This is a genomic window from Pseudomonas sp. GW823-FHT02C02, from assembly GCF_058797635.1.
The window spans coordinates 82,904-99,101 of the sequence record NZ_JBXAJV010000015.1 but is presented as its reverse complement, the minus strand read 5'-3'; the positions used below and the strand labels follow the sequence as shown (position 1 = coordinate 99,101).

17 protein-coding genes and 1 pseudogene are annotated in these 16,198 nt (G+C 61.3%); 10 read left to right on the top strand and 8 right to left on the bottom strand.

Annotated features, from left to right (window positions below; all coding sequences use genetic code 11):
* The first annotated feature begins 28 nt into the window (after positions 1-28).
* The 8 genes from AC1ROI_RS24255 to AC1ROI_RS24220 are packed head-to-tail and all read left to right on the top strand — an operon-like array spanning position 29 to position 6,018.
* The gene (locus tag AC1ROI_RS24255; RefSeq protein ID WP_010456917.1) at positions 29-784 is read left to right on the top strand and encodes a heme ABC transporter permease; all 756 of its coding nucleotides are present in this window, start codon (positions 29-31) and stop codon (positions 782-784) included.
* Positions 781-957, top strand: coding sequence for a heme exporter protein CcmD (gene ccmD, locus AC1ROI_RS24250; RefSeq protein ID WP_010456915.1), 177 nt, complete (start codon positions 781-783; stop codon positions 955-957). The genes AC1ROI_RS24255 and ccmD overlap by 4 nt, the downstream gene beginning before the upstream one ends.
* Positions 954-1,409 (top strand): cytochrome c maturation protein CcmE, encoded by a 456-nt coding sequence (ccmE, locus tag AC1ROI_RS24245; RefSeq protein ID WP_010456913.1) that lies wholly within the window; start codon positions 954-956, stop codon positions 1,407-1,409. The genes ccmD and ccmE overlap by 4 nt, the downstream gene beginning before the upstream one ends.
* A 3-nt stretch (positions 1,410-1,412) precedes the next feature.
* Positions 1,413-3,401, top strand: coding sequence for a heme lyase CcmF/NrfE family subunit (locus AC1ROI_RS24240; RefSeq protein ID WP_010456911.1), 1,989 nt, complete (start codon positions 1,413-1,415; stop codon positions 3,399-3,401).
* The gene (locus AC1ROI_RS24235) at positions 3,398-3,934 is read left to right on the top strand and encodes a DsbE family thiol:disulfide interchange protein (protein WP_010456909.1); all 537 of its coding nucleotides are present in this window, start codon (positions 3,398-3,400) and stop codon (positions 3,932-3,934) included. The genes AC1ROI_RS24240 and AC1ROI_RS24235 overlap by 4 nt, the downstream gene beginning before the upstream one ends.
* A complete protein-coding gene (locus AC1ROI_RS24230; protein ID WP_102593832.1) occupies positions 3,931-4,404 on the top strand; it encodes a cytochrome c-type biogenesis protein in 474 nt (157 codons plus the stop codon). Before AC1ROI_RS24235 ends, AC1ROI_RS24230 begins: the two co-directional genes overlap by 4 nt.
* The gene (ccmI, locus tag AC1ROI_RS24225; protein ID WP_010456906.1) at positions 4,397-5,599 is read left to right on the top strand and encodes a c-type cytochrome biogenesis protein CcmI; all 1,203 of its coding nucleotides are present in this window, start codon (positions 4,397-4,399) and stop codon (positions 5,597-5,599) included. Before AC1ROI_RS24230 ends, ccmI begins: the two co-directional genes overlap by 8 nt.
* Before the next feature lie 14 nt (positions 5,600-5,613).
* On the top strand, positions 5,614-6,018 hold the full coding sequence (locus AC1ROI_RS24220) for a hypothetical protein (protein WP_010456904.1): 405 nt from the start codon (positions 5,614-5,616) through the stop codon (positions 6,016-6,018).
* A 62-nt stretch (positions 6,019-6,080) separates the two neighbouring features.
* Here the strand turns inward: AC1ROI_RS24220 and AC1ROI_RS24215 are convergent, their stop codons facing one another.
* Together AC1ROI_RS24215 and AC1ROI_RS24210 are read right to left on the bottom strand one after the other, a co-directional pair.
* Positions 6,081-6,968, bottom strand: a complete 888-nt coding sequence (locus tag AC1ROI_RS24215) for a LysR family transcriptional regulator (protein ID WP_102593831.1) — start codon at positions 6,966-6,968, stop codon at positions 6,081-6,083.
* Between the two features lie 52 nt (positions 6,969-7,020).
* A complete protein-coding gene (locus AC1ROI_RS24210) occupies positions 7,021-7,740 on the bottom strand; it encodes an SDR family oxidoreductase (RefSeq protein WP_010456900.1) in 720 nt (239 codons plus the stop codon).
* A gap of 192 nt (positions 7,741-7,932) precedes the next feature.
* Between AC1ROI_RS24210 and AC1ROI_RS24205 the strand changes: the two are divergent.
* Positions 7,933-8,103 (top strand): annotated as a pseudogene (locus tag AC1ROI_RS24205) (type II toxin-antitoxin system HicB family antitoxin); the annotation flags it as partial.
* A gap of 97 nt (positions 8,104-8,200) precedes the next feature.
* Here AC1ROI_RS24205 and AC1ROI_RS24200 read toward each other — a convergent pair.
* Positions 8,201-9,406: an MFS transporter gene (locus tag AC1ROI_RS24200; protein WP_010456896.1), complete on the bottom strand. Its 1,206-nt coding sequence runs from the start codon at positions 9,404-9,406 to the stop codon at positions 8,201-8,203.
* Positions 9,407-9,640: 234 nt separating this feature from the next.
* On the opposite strand from AC1ROI_RS24200, the gene AC1ROI_RS24195 reads away from it, so the two are divergent.
* The gene (locus AC1ROI_RS24195) at positions 9,641-10,270 is read left to right on the top strand and encodes a DUF5666 domain-containing protein (RefSeq protein ID WP_169856647.1); all 630 of its coding nucleotides are present in this window, start codon (positions 9,641-9,643) and stop codon (positions 10,268-10,270) included.
* 191 nt (positions 10,271-10,461) lie between these two features.
* Here the strand turns inward: AC1ROI_RS24195 and AC1ROI_RS24190 are convergent, their stop codons facing one another.
* From AC1ROI_RS24190 to AC1ROI_RS24170, 5 genes are all read right to left on the bottom strand, one after another.
* Entirely contained in the window at positions 10,462-11,460 is a 999-nt protein-coding gene (locus tag AC1ROI_RS24190; protein WP_010456892.1) for a sulfate ABC transporter substrate-binding protein, read from the bottom strand.
* A 93-nt stretch (positions 11,461-11,553) separates the two neighbouring features.
* On the bottom strand, positions 11,554-12,378 hold the full coding sequence (locus AC1ROI_RS24185; RefSeq protein WP_010456890.1) for an ion transporter: 825 nt from the start codon (positions 12,376-12,378) through the stop codon (positions 11,554-11,556).
* A gap of 21 nt (positions 12,379-12,399) precedes the next feature.
* Complete coding sequence (locus tag AC1ROI_RS24180; protein WP_102593829.1) at positions 12,400-13,314, bottom strand: urea transporter; 915 nt, start codon at positions 13,312-13,314, stop codon at positions 12,400-12,402.
* A gap of 139 nt (positions 13,315-13,453) precedes the next feature.
* Positions 13,454-14,869: a pyruvate kinase gene (pyk, locus tag AC1ROI_RS24175; RefSeq protein ID WP_010456886.1), complete on the bottom strand. Its 1,416-nt coding sequence runs from the start codon at positions 14,867-14,869 to the stop codon at positions 13,454-13,456.
* Positions 14,859-16,139, bottom strand: a complete 1,281-nt coding sequence (locus AC1ROI_RS24170; RefSeq protein WP_102593828.1) for a glycerate kinase type-2 family protein — start codon at positions 16,137-16,139, stop codon at positions 14,859-14,861. The genes pyk and AC1ROI_RS24170 overlap by 11 nt, the downstream gene beginning before the upstream one ends.
* Positions 16,140-16,198: the final 59 nt, after the last annotated feature.

Here is a 16,198-nt window from a genome sequence, read left to right as displayed (position 1 = left end):
GCGAAGAGCAACCGTGATGGAAACAGTAATGAACTGGACCTGGTTTCATAAGCTCGGCTCGCCCAAATGGTTTTACGGCATCAGTGGCAAATTGCTCCCGTGGCTGAGCATTGCCGCAGTGCTGCTGATCGGCGTCGGTGTCGTTTGGGGCCTGGCCTTCGCGCCGCCTGACTACCAGCAAGGCAACAGCTTTCGCATCATTTATATCCACGTTCCGGCCGCCATGCTGGCGCAGTCCGTCTACGTCATGCTGGCAGTGTGCGGCATCGTCGGGCTGGTCTGGAAAATGAAACTGGCCGATGTCGCCCTGCAATGCGCGGCGCCCATCGGTGCCTGGATGACCGCCGTGGCGCTGGTCACCGGCGCGATCTGGGGCAAGCCGACGTGGGGCTCGTGGTGGGTCTGGGATGCGCGACTTACGTCCATGCTTATTCTGCTGTTCCTGTACTTCGGTCTCATTGCACTGGGCAACGCGATCAGCAATCGTGACAGTGCGGCCAAGGCCTGCGCGGTGCTGGCGATTGTCGGCGTGATCAACATCCCGATCATCAAATACTCGGTGGAGTGGTGGAACACCCTGCACCAGGGTGCGACCTTCACCCTCACCGAAAAACCGGCGATGCCCGCCGAGATGTGGCTGCCATTGTTGCTGACGGTGCTGGGTTTCTACTGTTTCTTCGGCGCGGTGCTGTTGCTGCGCATGCGTCTTGAAGTGCTCAAGCGCGAAGCCCGGGCCAGTTGGGTGAAAGCTGAAGTGCAGAACAGTCTGGAGGCCGTTCGATGAGTTTTGCTTCATTCGGCGACTTCCTCGCCATGGGCCATCACGCCCTGTATGTCTGGTCAGCCTATGGCATCTGCCTGGCGGTGCTGATCCTCAACGTGGCGGCGCCGATCCTGGCCCGCAAGCGGTATCTGCAACAAGAGGCGCGTCGTTTGCGCCGGGAGAACGGCAAGTGAATCCGCTGCGCAAAAAGCGTCTTATCATCATTCTCGCGATCCTGGTGGGTGTCGGCGCTGCCGTCGGCCTGGCCCTGAGCGCCCTGCAGCAGAACATCAATCTGTTTTACACCCCGACCCAGATCGCCAACGGCGAAGCCCCGCAAGACACGCGCATCCGCGCCGGTGGTATGGTCGAGAAGGGCTCGCTGCAACGTTCCGGCGATTCGCTGGACGTGAAATTCATCGTCACCGACTTCAACAAGTCCGTGACCATCAGCTACCGCGGCATCCTCCCGGACCTGTTCCGTGAAGGGCAAGGCATCGTGGCGCTGGGCAAACTGAACGCCGACGGCGTGGTGGTGGCCGACGAAGTGCTGGCCAAGCACGATGAAAAGTACATGCCGCCGGAAGTGACCAAGGCTTTGAAAGACAGCGGTCAATCTGCTCCAACGCCCGTGAAGGAGGGTTGATCGATGACATCCGCACTGTTTATCCCTGAACTCGGCCACCTGGCCATGATCCTGGCGCTGTGTTTCGCGCTGGTCCAGGCCATCGTGCCGTTGCTCGGCGCCTGGCGCGGTGACCGTTTGTGGATGAGCCTCGCGCAACCAGCGGCCTGGGGCCAGTTCGCCTTTTTGCTGTTCGCCTTCGGTTGCCTGACCTACGCGTTCATGGCTGATGACTTTTCCGTCGCCTACGTGGCCAGCAACTCCAACAGCGCCTTGCCGTGGTACTACAAGTTCAGCGCGGTGTGGGGCGCTCACGAAGGTTCGCTGCTGCTATGGGCCTTGATCCTCGGCGGCTGGACCTTTGCGGTGTCGGTATTCTCCCGGCAGTTGCCGCAAGTGATGCTGGCCCGGGTGCTGGCGGTGATGGGCATGATCAGCACCGGTTTCCTGCTGTTCCTGATCCTCACGTCCAACCCGTTCAAGCGCATCCTGCCGCAAGTGCCCAGCGATGGCGCCGACCTCAATCCGTTGCTGCAAGACATCGGCCTGATCGTTCACCCACCGATGCTGTACATGGGTTACGTCGGTTTCTCCGTGGCCTTCGCCTTCGCCATCGCGGCGCTGATGGGCGGTCGTCTTGATGCGGCGTGGGCGCGTTGGTCGCGTCCATGGACCATCGTTGCCTGGGCTTTCCTCGGGATCGGCATCACCCTGGGTTCGTGGTGGGCCTACTACGAACTCGGCTGGGGCGGCTGGTGGTTCTGGGACCCGGTGGAAAACGCCTCGTTCATGCCTTGGCTGGTCGGTACGGCGCTGATTCACTCGTTGGCGGTCACGGAAAAACGGGGCGTGTTCAAAAGCTGGACCGTATTGCTGGCCATTGCCGCGTTCTCGTTGAGCTTGCTCGGTACGTTCCTGGTACGTTCCGGCGTGCTGACCTCGGTTCACGCCTTTGCCTCCGACCCGGAGCGCGGTGTGTTCATCCTGATTTTCCTGCTGTTCGTGGTCGGCGGTTCGCTGACGCTGTTCGCCCTGCGCGCTCCGGTGGTGAAAAGCCACGTCGGCTTCAACCTGTGGTCCCGGGAAACCCTGCTGCTGGGCAACAACCTGGTGTTGGTGGTGGCGGCGTCGATGATTCTGCTGGGCACCTTGTATCCGCTGATCCTTGATGCGATGACCGGCGCCAAGCTGTCCGTCGGCCCGCCATACTTCAACGCGCTGTTCATTCCGTTGATGGCGTTGCTGATGATGGTGATGGCCGTCGGCATGCTGGTGCGCTGGAAAGACACCCCGGTCAAATGGCTGATAAGCATGCTGACCCCGGTGTTGCTTGGCAGTGCCGCGTTGGCCGTGGTGGCCGGCGTCGCTTACGGCGATTTCAACTGGGCGGTGCTCGCCACGTTCATGCTCGCGGCCTGGGTGCTGTTGGCCGGTGTGCGCGACATCCTCGACAAGACCCGCCACAAAGGCCTGATCAAAGGCCTGCCGACCCTGACCCGCAGCTACTGGGGCATGCAGATCGCGCACTTGGGCATCGCCGTGTGCGCCCTTGGCGTCGTGCTGTCGAGCCAGAACAGTGCCGAACGCGATTTGCGCCTGGCGCCGGGCGAGTCCATGGACCTGGCCGGTTATCACTTCGTGTTCGAAGGCGCCAAGCACTACGAAGGCCCGAACTTCACCTCCGACAAGGGCACCGTCCGGGTGATCAAGGGCGGCAAGGAAGTCAGCGTGTTGCACCCGGAAAAACGCCTGTACACCGTGCAGAACTCGGTGATGACCGAAGCCGGGATCGACGCCGGTTTCACCCGTGACATTTACGTCGCCCTTGGCGAACCGCTGGGCGATGGCGCCTGGGCCGTGCGCGTGCACGTCAAGCCGTTCGTGCGCTGGATCTGGTTCGGCGGGCTGCTGACAGGTTTCGGCGGGTTGCTGGCGGCGCTGGATCGCCGTTATCGGGTCAAGGTAAAAAGCCGCGTGCGGGAAGCACTCGGTATGTCGGGAGCCACTGCATGAAACGTTGGTTAATGCTGTTGCCACTGGCGATTTTTCTGGTGGTGGCTGTTTTCCTGTATCGCGGGTTGTACCTGGACCCGGCCGAGTTGCCTTCGGCGATGATCGGCAAGCCGTTCCCGGCGTTTTCCCTGCCGACCGTGGAAGGCGACAAGACCCTGACCAAGGCCGACATTCTCGGTAAACCGGCGCTGGTCAACGTCTGGGCCACCTGGTGCATCGCCTGCAAGGTCGAGCATCCGGTATTGAACAAGCTGGCCCAGCAGGGCGTAACGATTTATGGCATCAACTACAAGGACGTCAACGCCGACGCTAAGAAGTGGCTGGTGGAGTTCCACAACCCGTACCAGTTGGGGATCAGTGACGCGGACGGCTCGCTGGGCTTGAACCTCGGTGTCTACGGCGCCCCGGAAACCTTTTTCATCGACGCCAAAGGCATCATCCGCGACAAGTTCGTCGGGGTGATCGACGAACAGGTCTGGCGCGAAAAACTGGCGGCCCGGTATCAGGCGCTGGTCGATGAGGCCAAGCCATGAAGCACTGGATAGCCGCCCTTGTATTGGGTTTGAGCATGGCCGGTGTTGCCCACGCCGCCATTGACACCTACGAGTTCGCCAAAGAAGGCGATCGCGAGCGTTTTCGCGAGCTGACCAAAGAGCTGCGTTGCCCCAAGTGCCAGAACCAGGACATCGCCGATTCCAACGCACCGATCGCCGCCGACTTGCGCAAAGAGATTTTCCGCATGTTGGGCGAGGGCAAGGACAATCAGCAGATCATCGACTTCATGGTTGATCGCTACGGTGATTTCGTCCGCTACAAACCCGCTCTGAACGCCAAGACCGCTCTGCTCTGGTTCGGCCCCGCCGGCCTGTTGCTGGGCGGTTTTGTGATCATCGCCGTGATCGTCCGCCGTCGTCGCGTGCAGCGCGCTGACACCAAGGATGAGCTCTCTGCCGAGGAGCGTGAGCGCCTCGACCACCTGTTGGATAAAACCAAGAATGATTGATTTCTGGCTCGCTGCAGGTCTGCTGCTTCTGGTTGCCCTGAGTTTTCTGCTGATCCCCGTTTTGCGTGGCCGTCGTGCACAGCTTGAAGAGGATCGTACTGCCCTGAACGTTGCGCTGTATCAGGAGCGTGTGGCTGAGTTGCAAACCGAGCAGGAGGAGGGCGTGCTCAACGCGGCGCAACTGGAAACCGGTCGCGCCGAAGCTGCCCGTGAGTTGCTCGCCGACACCGAAGGCGTCGAGGCACCGCGCGTGGCACGCCTGGGCAAACCGTTGCCCTTGCTGGCGGCGATTCTGGTGCCGGTCCTGGGGCTTGGCTTGTACCTGCATTACGGTGCCAGCGACAAGGTTGAACTGACTCGCGAATTCGCCCAGGCGCCGCAGTCGATGGAAGAGATGACCCAGCGTCTGGAGCGCGCGGTCGCGGCGCAACCGGATTCGGCTGAAGGCTTGTACTTCCTCGGTCGCACCTACATGGCTCAGGACCGTCCGGGAGACGCGGCGAAGATCTTCGAGCGCACGGTGAACCTGGCCGGTCGTCAGCCGGAACTGCTCGGCCAATGGGCCCAGGCCCAGTACTTCGCCGATGGCAAAAAGTGGTCGGACAAGATTCAGGCGTTGACTGACGAAGCACTGAAAGCCGATCCGAAAGAAGTCACCAGCCTTGGCCTGCTGGGCATCGCGGCGTTTGAAAGCCAGCGGTATCAGGACGCCATCGACTACTGGAATCGCCTGTTGGCGCAACTGCCGCCGGAGGACAGTTCCCGTGCCGCGCTGCAAGGCGGGATCACGCGAGCCACCGAGAAACTCGAAGCCAGCGGCGGCAAAGTCGCCCAGGCACCAGTGGCCAAAGCGGCAGCGAAGCTTAAGGTCACCGTCGATCTGGCACCTGAGCTCAAAGCCAAGGTCCAGCCCGGCGACAGCGTGTTCATCTTCGCCCGCGCCACCTCAGGTCCACCGGCCCCGTTGGCCGCCAAACGCCTGACCGTGGCCGATCTGCCGGCCACCGTCGAACTGGGCGATGCCGACGCAATGATGCCGCAGTTGAAACTGTCGAACTTCCCTGAAGTCCAACTGGTTGCGCGTGTCTCCCGCGCCGGCCAACCGACTGCCGGCGAATGGATCGGTCGCAGCCAGCCCCTGGCCAGCAGCACCACCGCAGCGCAAAAACTGACCATCGACAGCCCGGATAAATGACAGGAAACGCCACTATGACCACCATCGCTCGTATCACCCTGCTCAGTATGGTTTTGGGGTTAAGCGCTTGTGTGGTCCAACCGCAGCCGCCTGAACGGCTGCCACCGATCCCGCCGTCGCAGCCGCGTCCGACGCCGTCCCCCACACCGACACCGAGCAAGCCGAGCATTCCGGCCAAGCCCGCCAAACCTTTGCCACGCACATCCGCCAGCTTCGCGCCGCCACCGGGTGGCAACAGCCATTGGGATGCCAAGCTTGGCGTGTACGTGCTTGATGACCAGCCAAACACCTTCTACCGCCAGCGCACCTACTACCGCTGGAACAACGGCTGGAGCCGGTCGATCAGCCCGGACGGGCCATGGGAAGAGACCAATATCCATGGTGTGCCGGGTGGGTTGGGGCGGCAATTCGGGGAATAAACAGAAACGGCGATCTTCGGATCGCCGTTTTGCTGTCTGGGGTTGCAAGGATCCCCGGTGATTCAGGTCTCCTTGGCCATCAACCCCTGCACAAACTCCACAAACGCCCGAGCCTTCGCGCTGGCCATTCTGCCGGTGGGAAATACCGCCCACAGGTCCTGATTCGGCAGGGCCCACTCCTTCATCACTTCCCTGACCGCACCGTTGGCCAGTTCCGGCGCAAACATCCATTCCGACGCCAGGGTCAGCCCTTGATGAGCGAGCACGGCTGCACGCAGGCCTTCGGCGGCGTTGACGCGGATTCGCCCGCTGATGATGACTGACTGCTCATCTGTTCCGTTGCTGAACTGCCAGTTGCTACCGCCGCCCAAGGTGTAGGCGATTGCCTGGTGGTTGCTCAGGTCGGTCGGGCAAGTGGGCTCACCGTGTTTTTCGAAATAGGCGGGGGTGCCCAGCACGACGCGCCGGCATTCGGCAATTTTACGAGCGGTGAGGCCGGAGTCGCTCAGGGTGCCCATGCGCAGGGCGATGTCGATGCCTTCCTCGACCAGATTGACGTTGCGGTCATCGAGCATCAGGTCGATGTTCAGGTCCGGGTTCTGATCGAGAAACGGTCCGAGGTGCGGAACGATGTGCAGTCGGCCGAAGGTCACGGCAGCACAGATCCGCAGGTTACCGGTCAGACCGCTGGCGGCGCCGCGTGCTGCGTTGTCGGCCTCATTGGCTTCTTCGATGGCGCGCTTGGCGCGTTCGAAGAAGGCCAGCCCGGCTTCGGTGGGCGTCAGGCCGCGGGTCGAGCGCAACAGCAGTCGAACCGCGAGACGCGACTCCAGTTGCGAAATGGTTTTCGACACGGCGGGCTGGCCGATATTCAGGCGCCGCGCGGCGGCAGAAAACGAACCGGTTTCCACCACGTAGACGAAGGTTTCCATTGCGCCGAGGCGGTCCATCTCAAGTCCTTTTTGCGATTCTAAATACTGTCGAGACCCCAGTGGGGGCGAGTCAGAACGCGGCTTTGCCTATGGAGGAGCCGCCGTCGACAAACAAGGTCTGCCCGGTGATAAACCCGCTTTGCTCGGACAACAAAAACGCAATGGCCGCCGCGATCTCTTGTGGCTGCCCCAGTCGTCCCATCGGCACACCCGCCAGATACCGAGCTTCACCTTCGCTGCCCGGCGGGTTGTTGGCGCGAAACAGCTCGGTCTCGGTCGGCCCCGGCGCCACGGCATTTACGGTCACGCCGGTTTGCGCCAGTTCCAGCGCCCAGGAGCGGGTGAAGCTGATCAACGCTGCCTTGGCCGCCGCGTAGGCCGTGCGCTGGGTGATGCCGAGTACAGTCAGACTGGAAATATTGACCACTCGACCCCAGCCCTTGGCGCGCATATTTGGCAGCAACGCCTGAGTGGCCTGCAACGCCGAATGCAGGTTGACCCGCATCACGTCATCAAAGGTGTCGAGGTCGATTTCGCCCAACACTTGGGGGCGGACCAGGCCGACGTTGTTGACCAGCCCATCAAATTCATACGTCCTGGACAGATCCGCCAGCACTTCCTGGGTCAGCGCCCTGTCGCTCAAATCCAGCGGAAACAGAATGCCGGGGAACGACAGGTCCGGGGTCCGGGCAATCCCGACCACCCGATGCCCCGCACGGTCCAGATGTTCGGCCACTGCCCGACCGATGCCTTTGCTGGCACCGGTAATGAGAAAGGTACGTCGAGTCATTGCACACTCCTTGAAAGCACAGGCCGCCGGGGCGGGCGGCCGTTGAACGGGTCAGCCGCGAATCGCATCCAGCATCCAGCATCGCTTCAGGCTTTGGACGCTGAGTGTAATCCGGGTTGGCCTTGGCGGTAACGAATCAGGTGAGATCCATCCTGACCGCAGGGGCGAAATGCGCTCAGGTGAAGTTATAGGATTCGTGCTTGGGGGAATGAGGATCGAGTGGGTATTCAAATACCGGATATCCCGGGTGCTGTGACTGCCGGGGATACGTTCGAGGAGGCATACGACGCAGCTGTCGAAATCGTGCAGATACTTCTGCAACAAATGGAAGCACAGGGGCTGGATCTTCCGGTGCCGACATCGGTGAACAAGATTTGAAGCGCGGAACATCAGTCGCACATCAGTCACGAGCAAGCCAGATTCCTGTGGGCGCGTGGCTTGCCCGCGATGCTTTTTGACCTTATGCAGCCGCCAACGCAGCCTTCGGCGAAACACTCAAAAACCGCAACAACGCCAACAGCGGGAACGCGCTGCCCACGATCACGATCCACAGCCAGCCGCCATGCTCATACACTGCGCTGGCCACCGATGAACCGAACGCGCCGCCGATGAAGATGCTGGTCATGTACAACGCATTCAAGCGGCTGCGGCTTTTGGCGTCGAGGGCGTAGACCGCGCGTTGGCCGAGAACCATGTTCATCTGCACGCAGAAGTCGAGGACCACGCCAGTGACCGCGAGACCGATGACGCTGTAGACCGGATGGATGAACGCTGGCAGGAAGCTCAGGCTGGCGAACAGCAGGGCCAGTAAGGAGGCGATGCGGGTGTGGCCGGCATCGGCCAGTCGACCGGCAATCGGCGCGGCGATCGCACCGATGGCACCGACCAGGGCGAAGATCGCGATCTGGGTTTGCGACAGGCCGTGATTGCGCGCCAGCTCCAGCGGCACGGCGGTCCAGAACAGGCTGAACGTGGCGAACATGCAACCCTGGTAGAACGCGCGCTGACGCAACACCGGTTGTTGGCGCAGCAGTGTCCATAGCGAACCGAGCAACTGGCCATAAGAGGCGCTGTGATCCGGCTGACGCTTGGGAATGGTCAACGCCAGCACGATGCTGATCGCCGCCATCAACGCCGCCGCGATCACAAACATCGCGCGCCAGCCGAAGTGGTCCGCCACGACGCTGGACACCGGCCGCGCCAACAGAATCCCCAGCAGCAAACCGCCCATGATCCCGCCGACGACCCGACCGCGTGACTCTTCCGGCGCGAGGTGCGCCGCCAGCGGAATCAGGATCTGCACCGACACCGAACTGAAACCCACCAGCAACGAGATCAGCAAAAACACGTTCGGCTGATCGGTGAACGCCGCGCCCAACAGGCTGGCAATCGCCACCACGGTGGTGATGATCATCAGTCGACGGTTTTCCAGCAGATCACCCAGCGGCACCAGAAAGAACAGACCCAGCGCGTAACCAATCTGGGTCAGCGAAACAATCAGGCTGGCCATGGTGCTGGTCAGGCCGATGTCCGGCGCGATCAGGCCGATGATCGGCTGGGCGTAGTAGATGTTGGCCACAATCGCGCCGCAGCAGAAGGCGAACAGCAGCACCATGCCTTTGGTCATTGTCGCGGTGCCGTGGGGCACCTGGGTCGCTGGGTTCATAACGTGTCTCGCTGAACAGAAGGGAATGCGCGCAGGCTAAAGAGGTATCGGATTCGGCAGAAGAGGGATTGGAGTGATAGCAATCATTCCTTTGCGGAATGAGTGACGGACAGGAGTGCTGTCCATCGATAAACCTTGCGTCAAAATATCGAGCTCCGATGATACATTCACTTACATCCTGTTCGATAGCGTGCTTATGTTCTCCTTCACGATTCATAACCGGAAGGCACTTCCATGAATGCGATGTTTCGTCACCTTGTACGCGGTGCTTCAGTGGTCACCTTGATCGGCCTGGTCACGGCAGGTCTGGCCCAGGCCGCCGACGCGCCGGGCCTGCGCATTGGCGTGCGCGGCGAGATCACCGGGGTCAGCCCCGACGTCTTGAAAGTCCACGTCAACACTGGCGAAAACGTGGTAATCAACCTGACCAACGACACCAAAGTCCGCGCCGTTACCCTGGCCAATATCGAAGACATCAAACCCGGCAGCTACGTTGGATCGGCGGCCATTCCGCAAGACGATGGCACCTTGAAGGCGCTGGAAGTCCACGTTTTTCCACCGGAACTGGCGGGCAGCGGCGACGGGCATCGGCCGTTCGATCTGGTCAAGGGCAGCAGCATGACCAATGGCAGCGTGGGCGATCTGGTGGTCAGCAATGGCCGGATGTTGACCGTCAACTACAAGGGCGGGCAGCAGAAGATCCTGGTGCCGGAGGATGTGCCGATCGTGAATTTGATGCCGGGGGACAGGAGTTTGCTGAAGGTGGGGGTGAAGATCGTGACATTCGTCACCCAAAGTGCAGACGGGACACTGACTGCGCAATCGATCTCGGCGGGCAAGGATGGCGTTACCCCACCGATGTGAAGGCAGGGCAAAAACCCTGTAGGAGTGAGCCTGCTCGCGATAGCGGAATGTCAGTTGATATCAATGTTGAATGACACTTCGCTATCGCGAGCAGGCTCACTCCTACAGAGGATCTTCAGTGAACTTGGGTTTTGTGTTCGACCACGAGAAAGGCGACCTTCTCAGGTCGCCTTTCTCGTTGGGCTCAGGAATTACTGTCCGCTGTAGATCTGATCAAAGACCCCGCCATCATTGAAGTGGGTCTTCTGTACGGTGCGCCAGTCACCAAAGGTCTTCTCCACCGACAGGAAGTCCACTTTCGGGAAGCGATCGGTGTACTTGGCCAGCACCGCCGGGTCACGCGGACGCAGGTAGTTGGCCGCTGCAATTTCCTGACCTTCCGGGGACCACAGGTACTTCAGGTATTCCTCGGCCGCGGCGCGGGTGCCTTTTTTGTCGACGGTTTTGTCGACCACCGACACCGGCGGCTCGGCTTCAGCGGAGACGCTTGGGTAGATCACTTCAAACTGGTCACGACCAAACTCACGGGCGATCATTTCCGCTTCGTTTTCGAAGGTCACCAGCACGTCACCGAGCTGGTTGGTCATGAACGTGGTCGTCGCGGCACGGCCACCGGTATCGAGCACCGGCGCTTGCTTGAACAGCTTGCCGACGAAATCCTTGGCCTTGTTCTCGTCACCGCCGTTTTTCAGCACATAACCCCAGGCAGACAGGTAGGTGTAGCGACCGTTACCCGAGGTCTTCGGGTTGGGTACGATCACTTGCACGCCGTCCTTGAGCAGGTCGGGCCAGTCTTTCAGGGCTTTCGGGTTGCCTTTGCGGACGATGAACACGGTGGCCGAGGTGAACGGTGCGCTGTTGTTCGGCAGGCGGGTGACCCAGTTGTCCGGGATCAGTTTGCCGTTGTCCGCCAGGGCGTTGATGTCGGTGGCCATGTTCATGGTGATGACGTCAGCCGGCAGGCCATCGATCACCGAACGCGCCTGTTTGCTGGAACCGCCGAAGGACATCTGCAGGGTGATGTTCTCGTTGTGCTCGGCTTGCCAGTGTTTCTGGAACGCAGTGTTGTAGTCCTTGTAGAAATCGCGCATCACGTCGTAGGAAACGTTGAGCAGGGTCGGTGCGGCCTGAGCCACGCTGGTCAATGCCAGGCCAGCGGCCAGAAGTGAGGCGCCAAAGAGTTTTTTCACTGCGCAGTCCTTGTTCTGATTTAAAAGTGAGGCAATTTGCCAGCGACTATAGCCGGGCTCGCATAGACCCTTAAAGATTAAAAAGCTCTTTGCTTATTCCCGTTTCTTAAACAGAGCGTTGCCGCACCGCGAGCAGAATGCCGCACCGTGTTCGTGACTGGTTTTCTTGCACACCGGGCAGTCGTGTTGCAGCTGTTCACCACGCATGGCATTGGCCAGTTCGGCGGTGAAAATACCGGTCGGCACGGCGATGATCGAGTAACCGGTGATCATTACCAGCGATGAAATCACTTGGCCCAACGGCGTCTTGGGCACGATGTCGCCGAAGCCCACCGTGGTCAGCGTGACGATCGCCCAGTAGATGCCTTTGGGAATGCTGGTGAAGCCGTGTTCCGGGCCTTCGATCACGTACATCAACGTGCCGAACACCGTCACCAGCGTGCAGACGCTGACCAGAAACACCACGATCTTCTGTTTGCTGCCGCGCAGCGCCGACATCAAATAGTTGGCTTGCTTGAGGTAGGGGCTGAGCTTGAGCACGCGGAAAATCCGCAGCATCCGAATGATCCGGATGATCAGCAGGTACTGCGCATCGGCGTAATACAGCGCCAGGATGCCGGGCACGATTGCCAGCAGATCCACCAGCCCATAAAAGCTGAACGCATAGCGCAACGGCTTGGGCGAGCAATACAGGCGCAATCCATATTCGATGGCGAAGATGACGGTGAAGCCCCACTCGATGTACGCCAGCACGTCGGCGTAGTTCTTGTGGACCGTGTCGATGCTGTCGAGCATCACGATCACGATGCTAGCAAGGATGATCAACAGCAGGATGCCGTCGAAGCGCCGCCCCGCCTTGGTGTCGCTCTGGAAAACCATGACGTAAAGCTCTTCACGCCAGTTTTTGCTGCTGTCCATGGATACCGCCTGAACCAATGATCAGCGAAGCCTAGGTTGATTCTCCTCAATAGTGCAAGGCGCACGGGTGACAGCGGTGATGCCGAGCAGTTGAACAACCGTGCGGACCAGCCAGCAGGCGAGGATGAACGGCGCGGTCAGCGTCGGCAGGCCGATGGCGGAAAACACCGGCGTCAGCAACAACGCTGATGCGATGCCAGCCAGCGGCAGCCACGGCTGCTGGCGCAGCGAGCTCAAGGCGAGGGCGGTGAGGACGGCGTTATAGCCGCCGAGGCCGATCAATGCGGTATAGAAATCGTGATGCAACAGGCTCCAGCCCATGCCCGCGACAGACGCCAATAACGCCCAGCAAAAGGCGCGACGATCAGCGATCAGCAAACCCACGGCAATCATCGCCCCGGCCAGCGGATGACCGAGGAACATCACCTGGCCGAAGCCTTTCAGCGGTGCGGCGAGCATGTTCAGCGTGTTGATTTCGATCAGATGCGCTTTTGTCGAGGGAGTGGCGAAGCACAGAAGCACCCAGCCCAACCCAACGAAGGGCGCCGTATAGGCAGGCAGGTAATGGCTGACCCGGACGCGTTTGAGCCATTGCTGGGTAAGCATCGCACTCAGTCCGCCCGCAGCAATGATCAGCGGCGGCAACAGTGCTGACCAAGGGAAATACAGGCTCAGCAAAAGACCGAGCAAGACACCGTTGTAACTGAACAGTCCGGCCTGACGATCGGCCTTGGCGTAACCGCGTCGTTGCGCGGTGAGCAACCCGGCGACGCATCCCAGCAGCGCACCGCCGAGCAGGGTAGGTGCGGTGAAAAGAATCGCCAACAGGCACAGCAGACCAAACAGCGGATGGCGCTGGAGGAAGATCTGGCTGAAACCATTGAGCAGGGCAGTCGCCCAATCGGGGCAGTGGGTGTTGAAGTGGTTGGCAGGCATTTTTTTGTGAGTCAGGAGGAGCGAGTAATCGTTCTTCGCGGGCAAGCCTCGCTCCTACAGGGTTTGCATCGTGCCAAATATCGGGATCACGCAAATCCTGTAGGAGCGAGGCTTGCCCGCGAAAAGGCCGGTAAGGACGCTAAATCAAGGTCTCGATACGCAAAGAGTTAGTCGACCCCGGTTGCCCAAACGGCACACCGGCCGTGATCAACAAGGTATCCCCGCGTTGCGCCATGCCTTGGGCCTGCGCGATCTCCAGCGCCGTCGAACACACTTCGTCCACTTGCCGCAGCCTGTCATTGACCACCGAGTGCACCCCCCACGCCACCGTCAAGCGGCGCGCCGTTTGCAGGTTCGGCGTCAGGTTCAGGATCGGCACCGTCGGCCGTTCCCGCGCCGCACGCAGGCTCGACGTCCCGGACTCGCTGTAGTTCACCAGCACCGCCACCGGCAGCACGTTACTGATGCGACGAATCGCACAGCTGATCGCATCGGAAACCGTCGCCTCGGCCTTCGGCCGGCTCACGTCCAGTTGCGCCTGATAATCCGGGCCGTTTTCCACTTGGCGAATGATCTTGCTCATCATTTGCACGGCTTCCAGCGGGTACTCGCCCGAGGCGGTTTCCGCCGACAGCATCACCGCATCGGCCCCTTCAGCCACGGCGTTGGCCACATCCGTGACTTCGGCGCGGGTCGGGGCCGGGGAGAAACGCATCGATTCGAGCATCTGCGTCGCCACCACCACCGGTTTGCCGAGTTCGCGGCAGAGGCTGATGATGTTTTTCTGAATCTGCGGCACGCTTTCCGCCGGCACTTCCACGCCCAGGTCACCGCGAGCGACCATGATCGCATCGCTCAACTCGGCGATTTCCCGCAGCTGAGTCACCGCTGATGGCTTCTCGATCTTGGCCATCAAGAACGCCTTGTCGCCGATCAGTTCGCGGGCTTCGCGGATGTCTTCAGGACGCTGCACGAACGACAGCGCAACCCAGTCCACACCCAGCTCCAGACCGAAGCTCAAATCGCGGCGATCCTTGGCGGTCAGCGGGCTCAGTTCCAGCACCGCTTGGGGCACGTTCACGCCTTTGCGGTCCGAGAGTTCGCCGCCGTTGAGCACCGTGGTGTCAATGGCGTCGGCGTACTTGGTGACCACGCGCAGACGCAGCTTGCCGTCGTCCAGCAGCAGGTCCATGCCGGGCTCGAGTGCGGCGATGATTTCCGGATGCGGCAGGTTGACCCGGCGCTGATCGCCCGGCGTCGGGTCGAGGTCCAGGCGCAGGGCCTGGCCGCGATGCAGTTGCACCTTGCCCTCGGCGAATTTGCCGACCCGCAGCTTCGGGCCTTGCAGGTCCATCAGAATGCCCAAGGGGTAATTGAGCTGGCGCTCGACTTCACGAATCCACTGATAGCGCTGAGCGTGGTCAGCGTGATCGCCGTGGCTGAAGTTCAGGCGAAAGATGTTGACCCCGGCCTGCACCAGCTCACGGATGTCATCGATCCCGTCGGTGGCTGGGCCAAGGGTGGCGAGGATTTTGACCTTTTTATCAGGCGTCATTGTTAGGGCTCTCGAGGATCAGGATGGCGCGGAAGTCGTTGACGTTGGTGCGGGTCGGCTCGGTGACGATCAATGCGTCCAGCGCCTCGAAATAGCCGTAGCCATTGTTGTTGTCCAACTCGTCGCTGGCGCTCAGGCCGAGGGCGGCGGCGCGGGCGTAGCTGTCCGGGGTCATGATCGCGCCGGCGTTGTCTTCGGAACCGTCGATGCCGTCGGTGTCACCGGCCAGGGCGTAGACACCGGGCAGGCCTTTGAGGCTGTCGGTCAGGCTCAGCAGGAATTCGGCGTTGCGTCCGCCACGGCCATTGCCGCGCACGGTGACGGTGGTTTCGCCGCCCGACAAAATCACGCAGGGCGCCGCCAATGGTTGGCCATGCAAGACCACTTGCCGGGCGATGCCAGCGTGAACCTTGGCCACTTCGCGGGATTCGCCTTCCAGGTCGCCGAGGATCAGCGGGCTGAAACCGGCCTGGCGCGCTTTCACGGCCGCCGCTTCAAGCGATTGCTGGGGGCGGGCGATCAACTGGAAGTGACTGCGCGCCAGGCTCGGATCGCCGGGCTTGACCGTCTCCGATTCCGGGCTCTGCAGCCAGGTTCGGACCGAGGCAGGGACGTCGATGCCGTAGCGTTTGAGGATCGCCAGGGCTTCGGCCGACGTGCTCGGGTCGGCCACGGTGGGGCCGGACGCGATGACGGTGGCGAGGTCGCCCGGCACATCGGAAATCGCATAGGTATAAACAGTGGCCGGCCAGCAGGCTTTGCCGAGGCGGCCGCCCTTGATCGCCGAGAGGTGCTTGCGCACGCAATTCATCTCGCCGATGGTCGCGCCAGATTTGAGCAGGGCTTTGTTGATCGACTGCTTGTCGGCGAGGGTGATGCCGGCGGCCGGCAAGGCCAGCAGGGCAGAACCGCCGCCCGAGAGCAGGAAGATCACGCGGTCGTCTTCGCTCAGGTTACTGACCAGTTCAAACACGCGCTTGGCGACGGCTTGACCGGCTGCGTCCGGCACCGGGTGAGCCGCTTCGACGACTTCGATTTTTTCGCACGGGGCGCCGTGGCCGTAACGGGTGACCACCAGACCGCTGACTTCACCCTGCCAGCAACGCTCGACCACCTGCGCCATGGCGGCCGCGGCTTTGCCGGCGCCAATGACAATCACCCGACCGCTGCGATCTGTGGGCAAATGGGCTTCGAGGACTTGCTGCGGATGGGCGGCGTCGATGGCTGTGGCGAACAGCTCGCGCAGGAATTGTTGCGGATCGACCGACATGGCGGGCTCCCGGAATTCTTGTTATTTGAAGGTGCAACTCAGATCCCTGTGGGAGCTAA

Excerpts from the sequence above, each read along its gene's own strand:
- AC1ROI_RS24200 (WP_010456896.1), bottom strand. The coding sequence starts at position 9,406 with ATGAACCCAGCGACCCAGGTGCCCCACGGCACCGCGACAATGACCAAA.
- AC1ROI_RS24180 (WP_102593829.1), bottom strand. The coding sequence starts at position 13,314 with ATGCCTGCCAACCACTTCAACACCCACTGCCCCGATTGGGCGACTGCC.
- ccmI (WP_010456906.1), top strand. The coding sequence starts at position 4,397 with ATGATTGATTTCTGGCTCGCTGCAGGTCTGCTGCTTCTGGTTGCCCTG.
- AC1ROI_RS24220 (WP_010456904.1), top strand. The coding sequence starts at position 5,614 with ATGACCACCATCGCTCGTATCACCCTGCTCAGTATGGTTTTGGGGTTA.
- AC1ROI_RS24255 (WP_010456917.1), top strand. The coding sequence starts at position 29 with ATGAACTGGACCTGGTTTCATAAGCTCGGCTCGCCCAAATGGTTTTAC.
- AC1ROI_RS24185 (WP_010456890.1), bottom strand. The coding sequence starts at position 12,378 with ATGGACAGCAGCAAAAACTGGCGTGAAGAGCTTTACGTCATGGTTTTC.
- AC1ROI_RS24195 (WP_169856647.1), top strand. The coding sequence starts at position 9,641 with ATGAATGCGATGTTTCGTCACCTTGTACGCGGTGCTTCAGTGGTCACC.
- AC1ROI_RS24240 (WP_010456911.1), top strand. The coding sequence starts at position 1,413 with ATGACATCCGCACTGTTTATCCCTGAACTCGGCCACCTGGCCATGATC.
- AC1ROI_RS24215 (WP_102593831.1), bottom strand. The coding sequence starts at position 6,968 with ATGGACCGCCTCGGCGCAATGGAAACCTTCGTCTACGTGGTGGAAACC.
- AC1ROI_RS24170 (WP_102593828.1), bottom strand. The coding sequence starts at position 16,139 with ATGTCGGTCGATCCGCAACAATTCCTGCGCGAGCTGTTCGCCACAGCC.
- AC1ROI_RS24230 (WP_102593832.1), top strand. The coding sequence starts at position 3,931 with ATGAAGCACTGGATAGCCGCCCTTGTATTGGGTTTGAGCATGGCCGGT.
- AC1ROI_RS24235 (WP_010456909.1), top strand. The coding sequence starts at position 3,398 with ATGAAACGTTGGTTAATGCTGTTGCCACTGGCGATTTTTCTGGTGGTG.
- ccmD (WP_010456915.1), top strand. The coding sequence starts at position 781 with ATGAGTTTTGCTTCATTCGGCGACTTCCTCGCCATGGGCCATCACGCC.
- AC1ROI_RS24210 (WP_010456900.1), bottom strand. The coding sequence starts at position 7,740 with ATGACTCGACGTACCTTTCTCATTACCGGTGCCAGCAAAGGCATCGGT.
- pyk (WP_010456886.1), bottom strand. The coding sequence starts at position 14,869 with ATGACGCCTGATAAAAAGGTCAAAATCCTCGCCACCCTTGGCCCAGCC.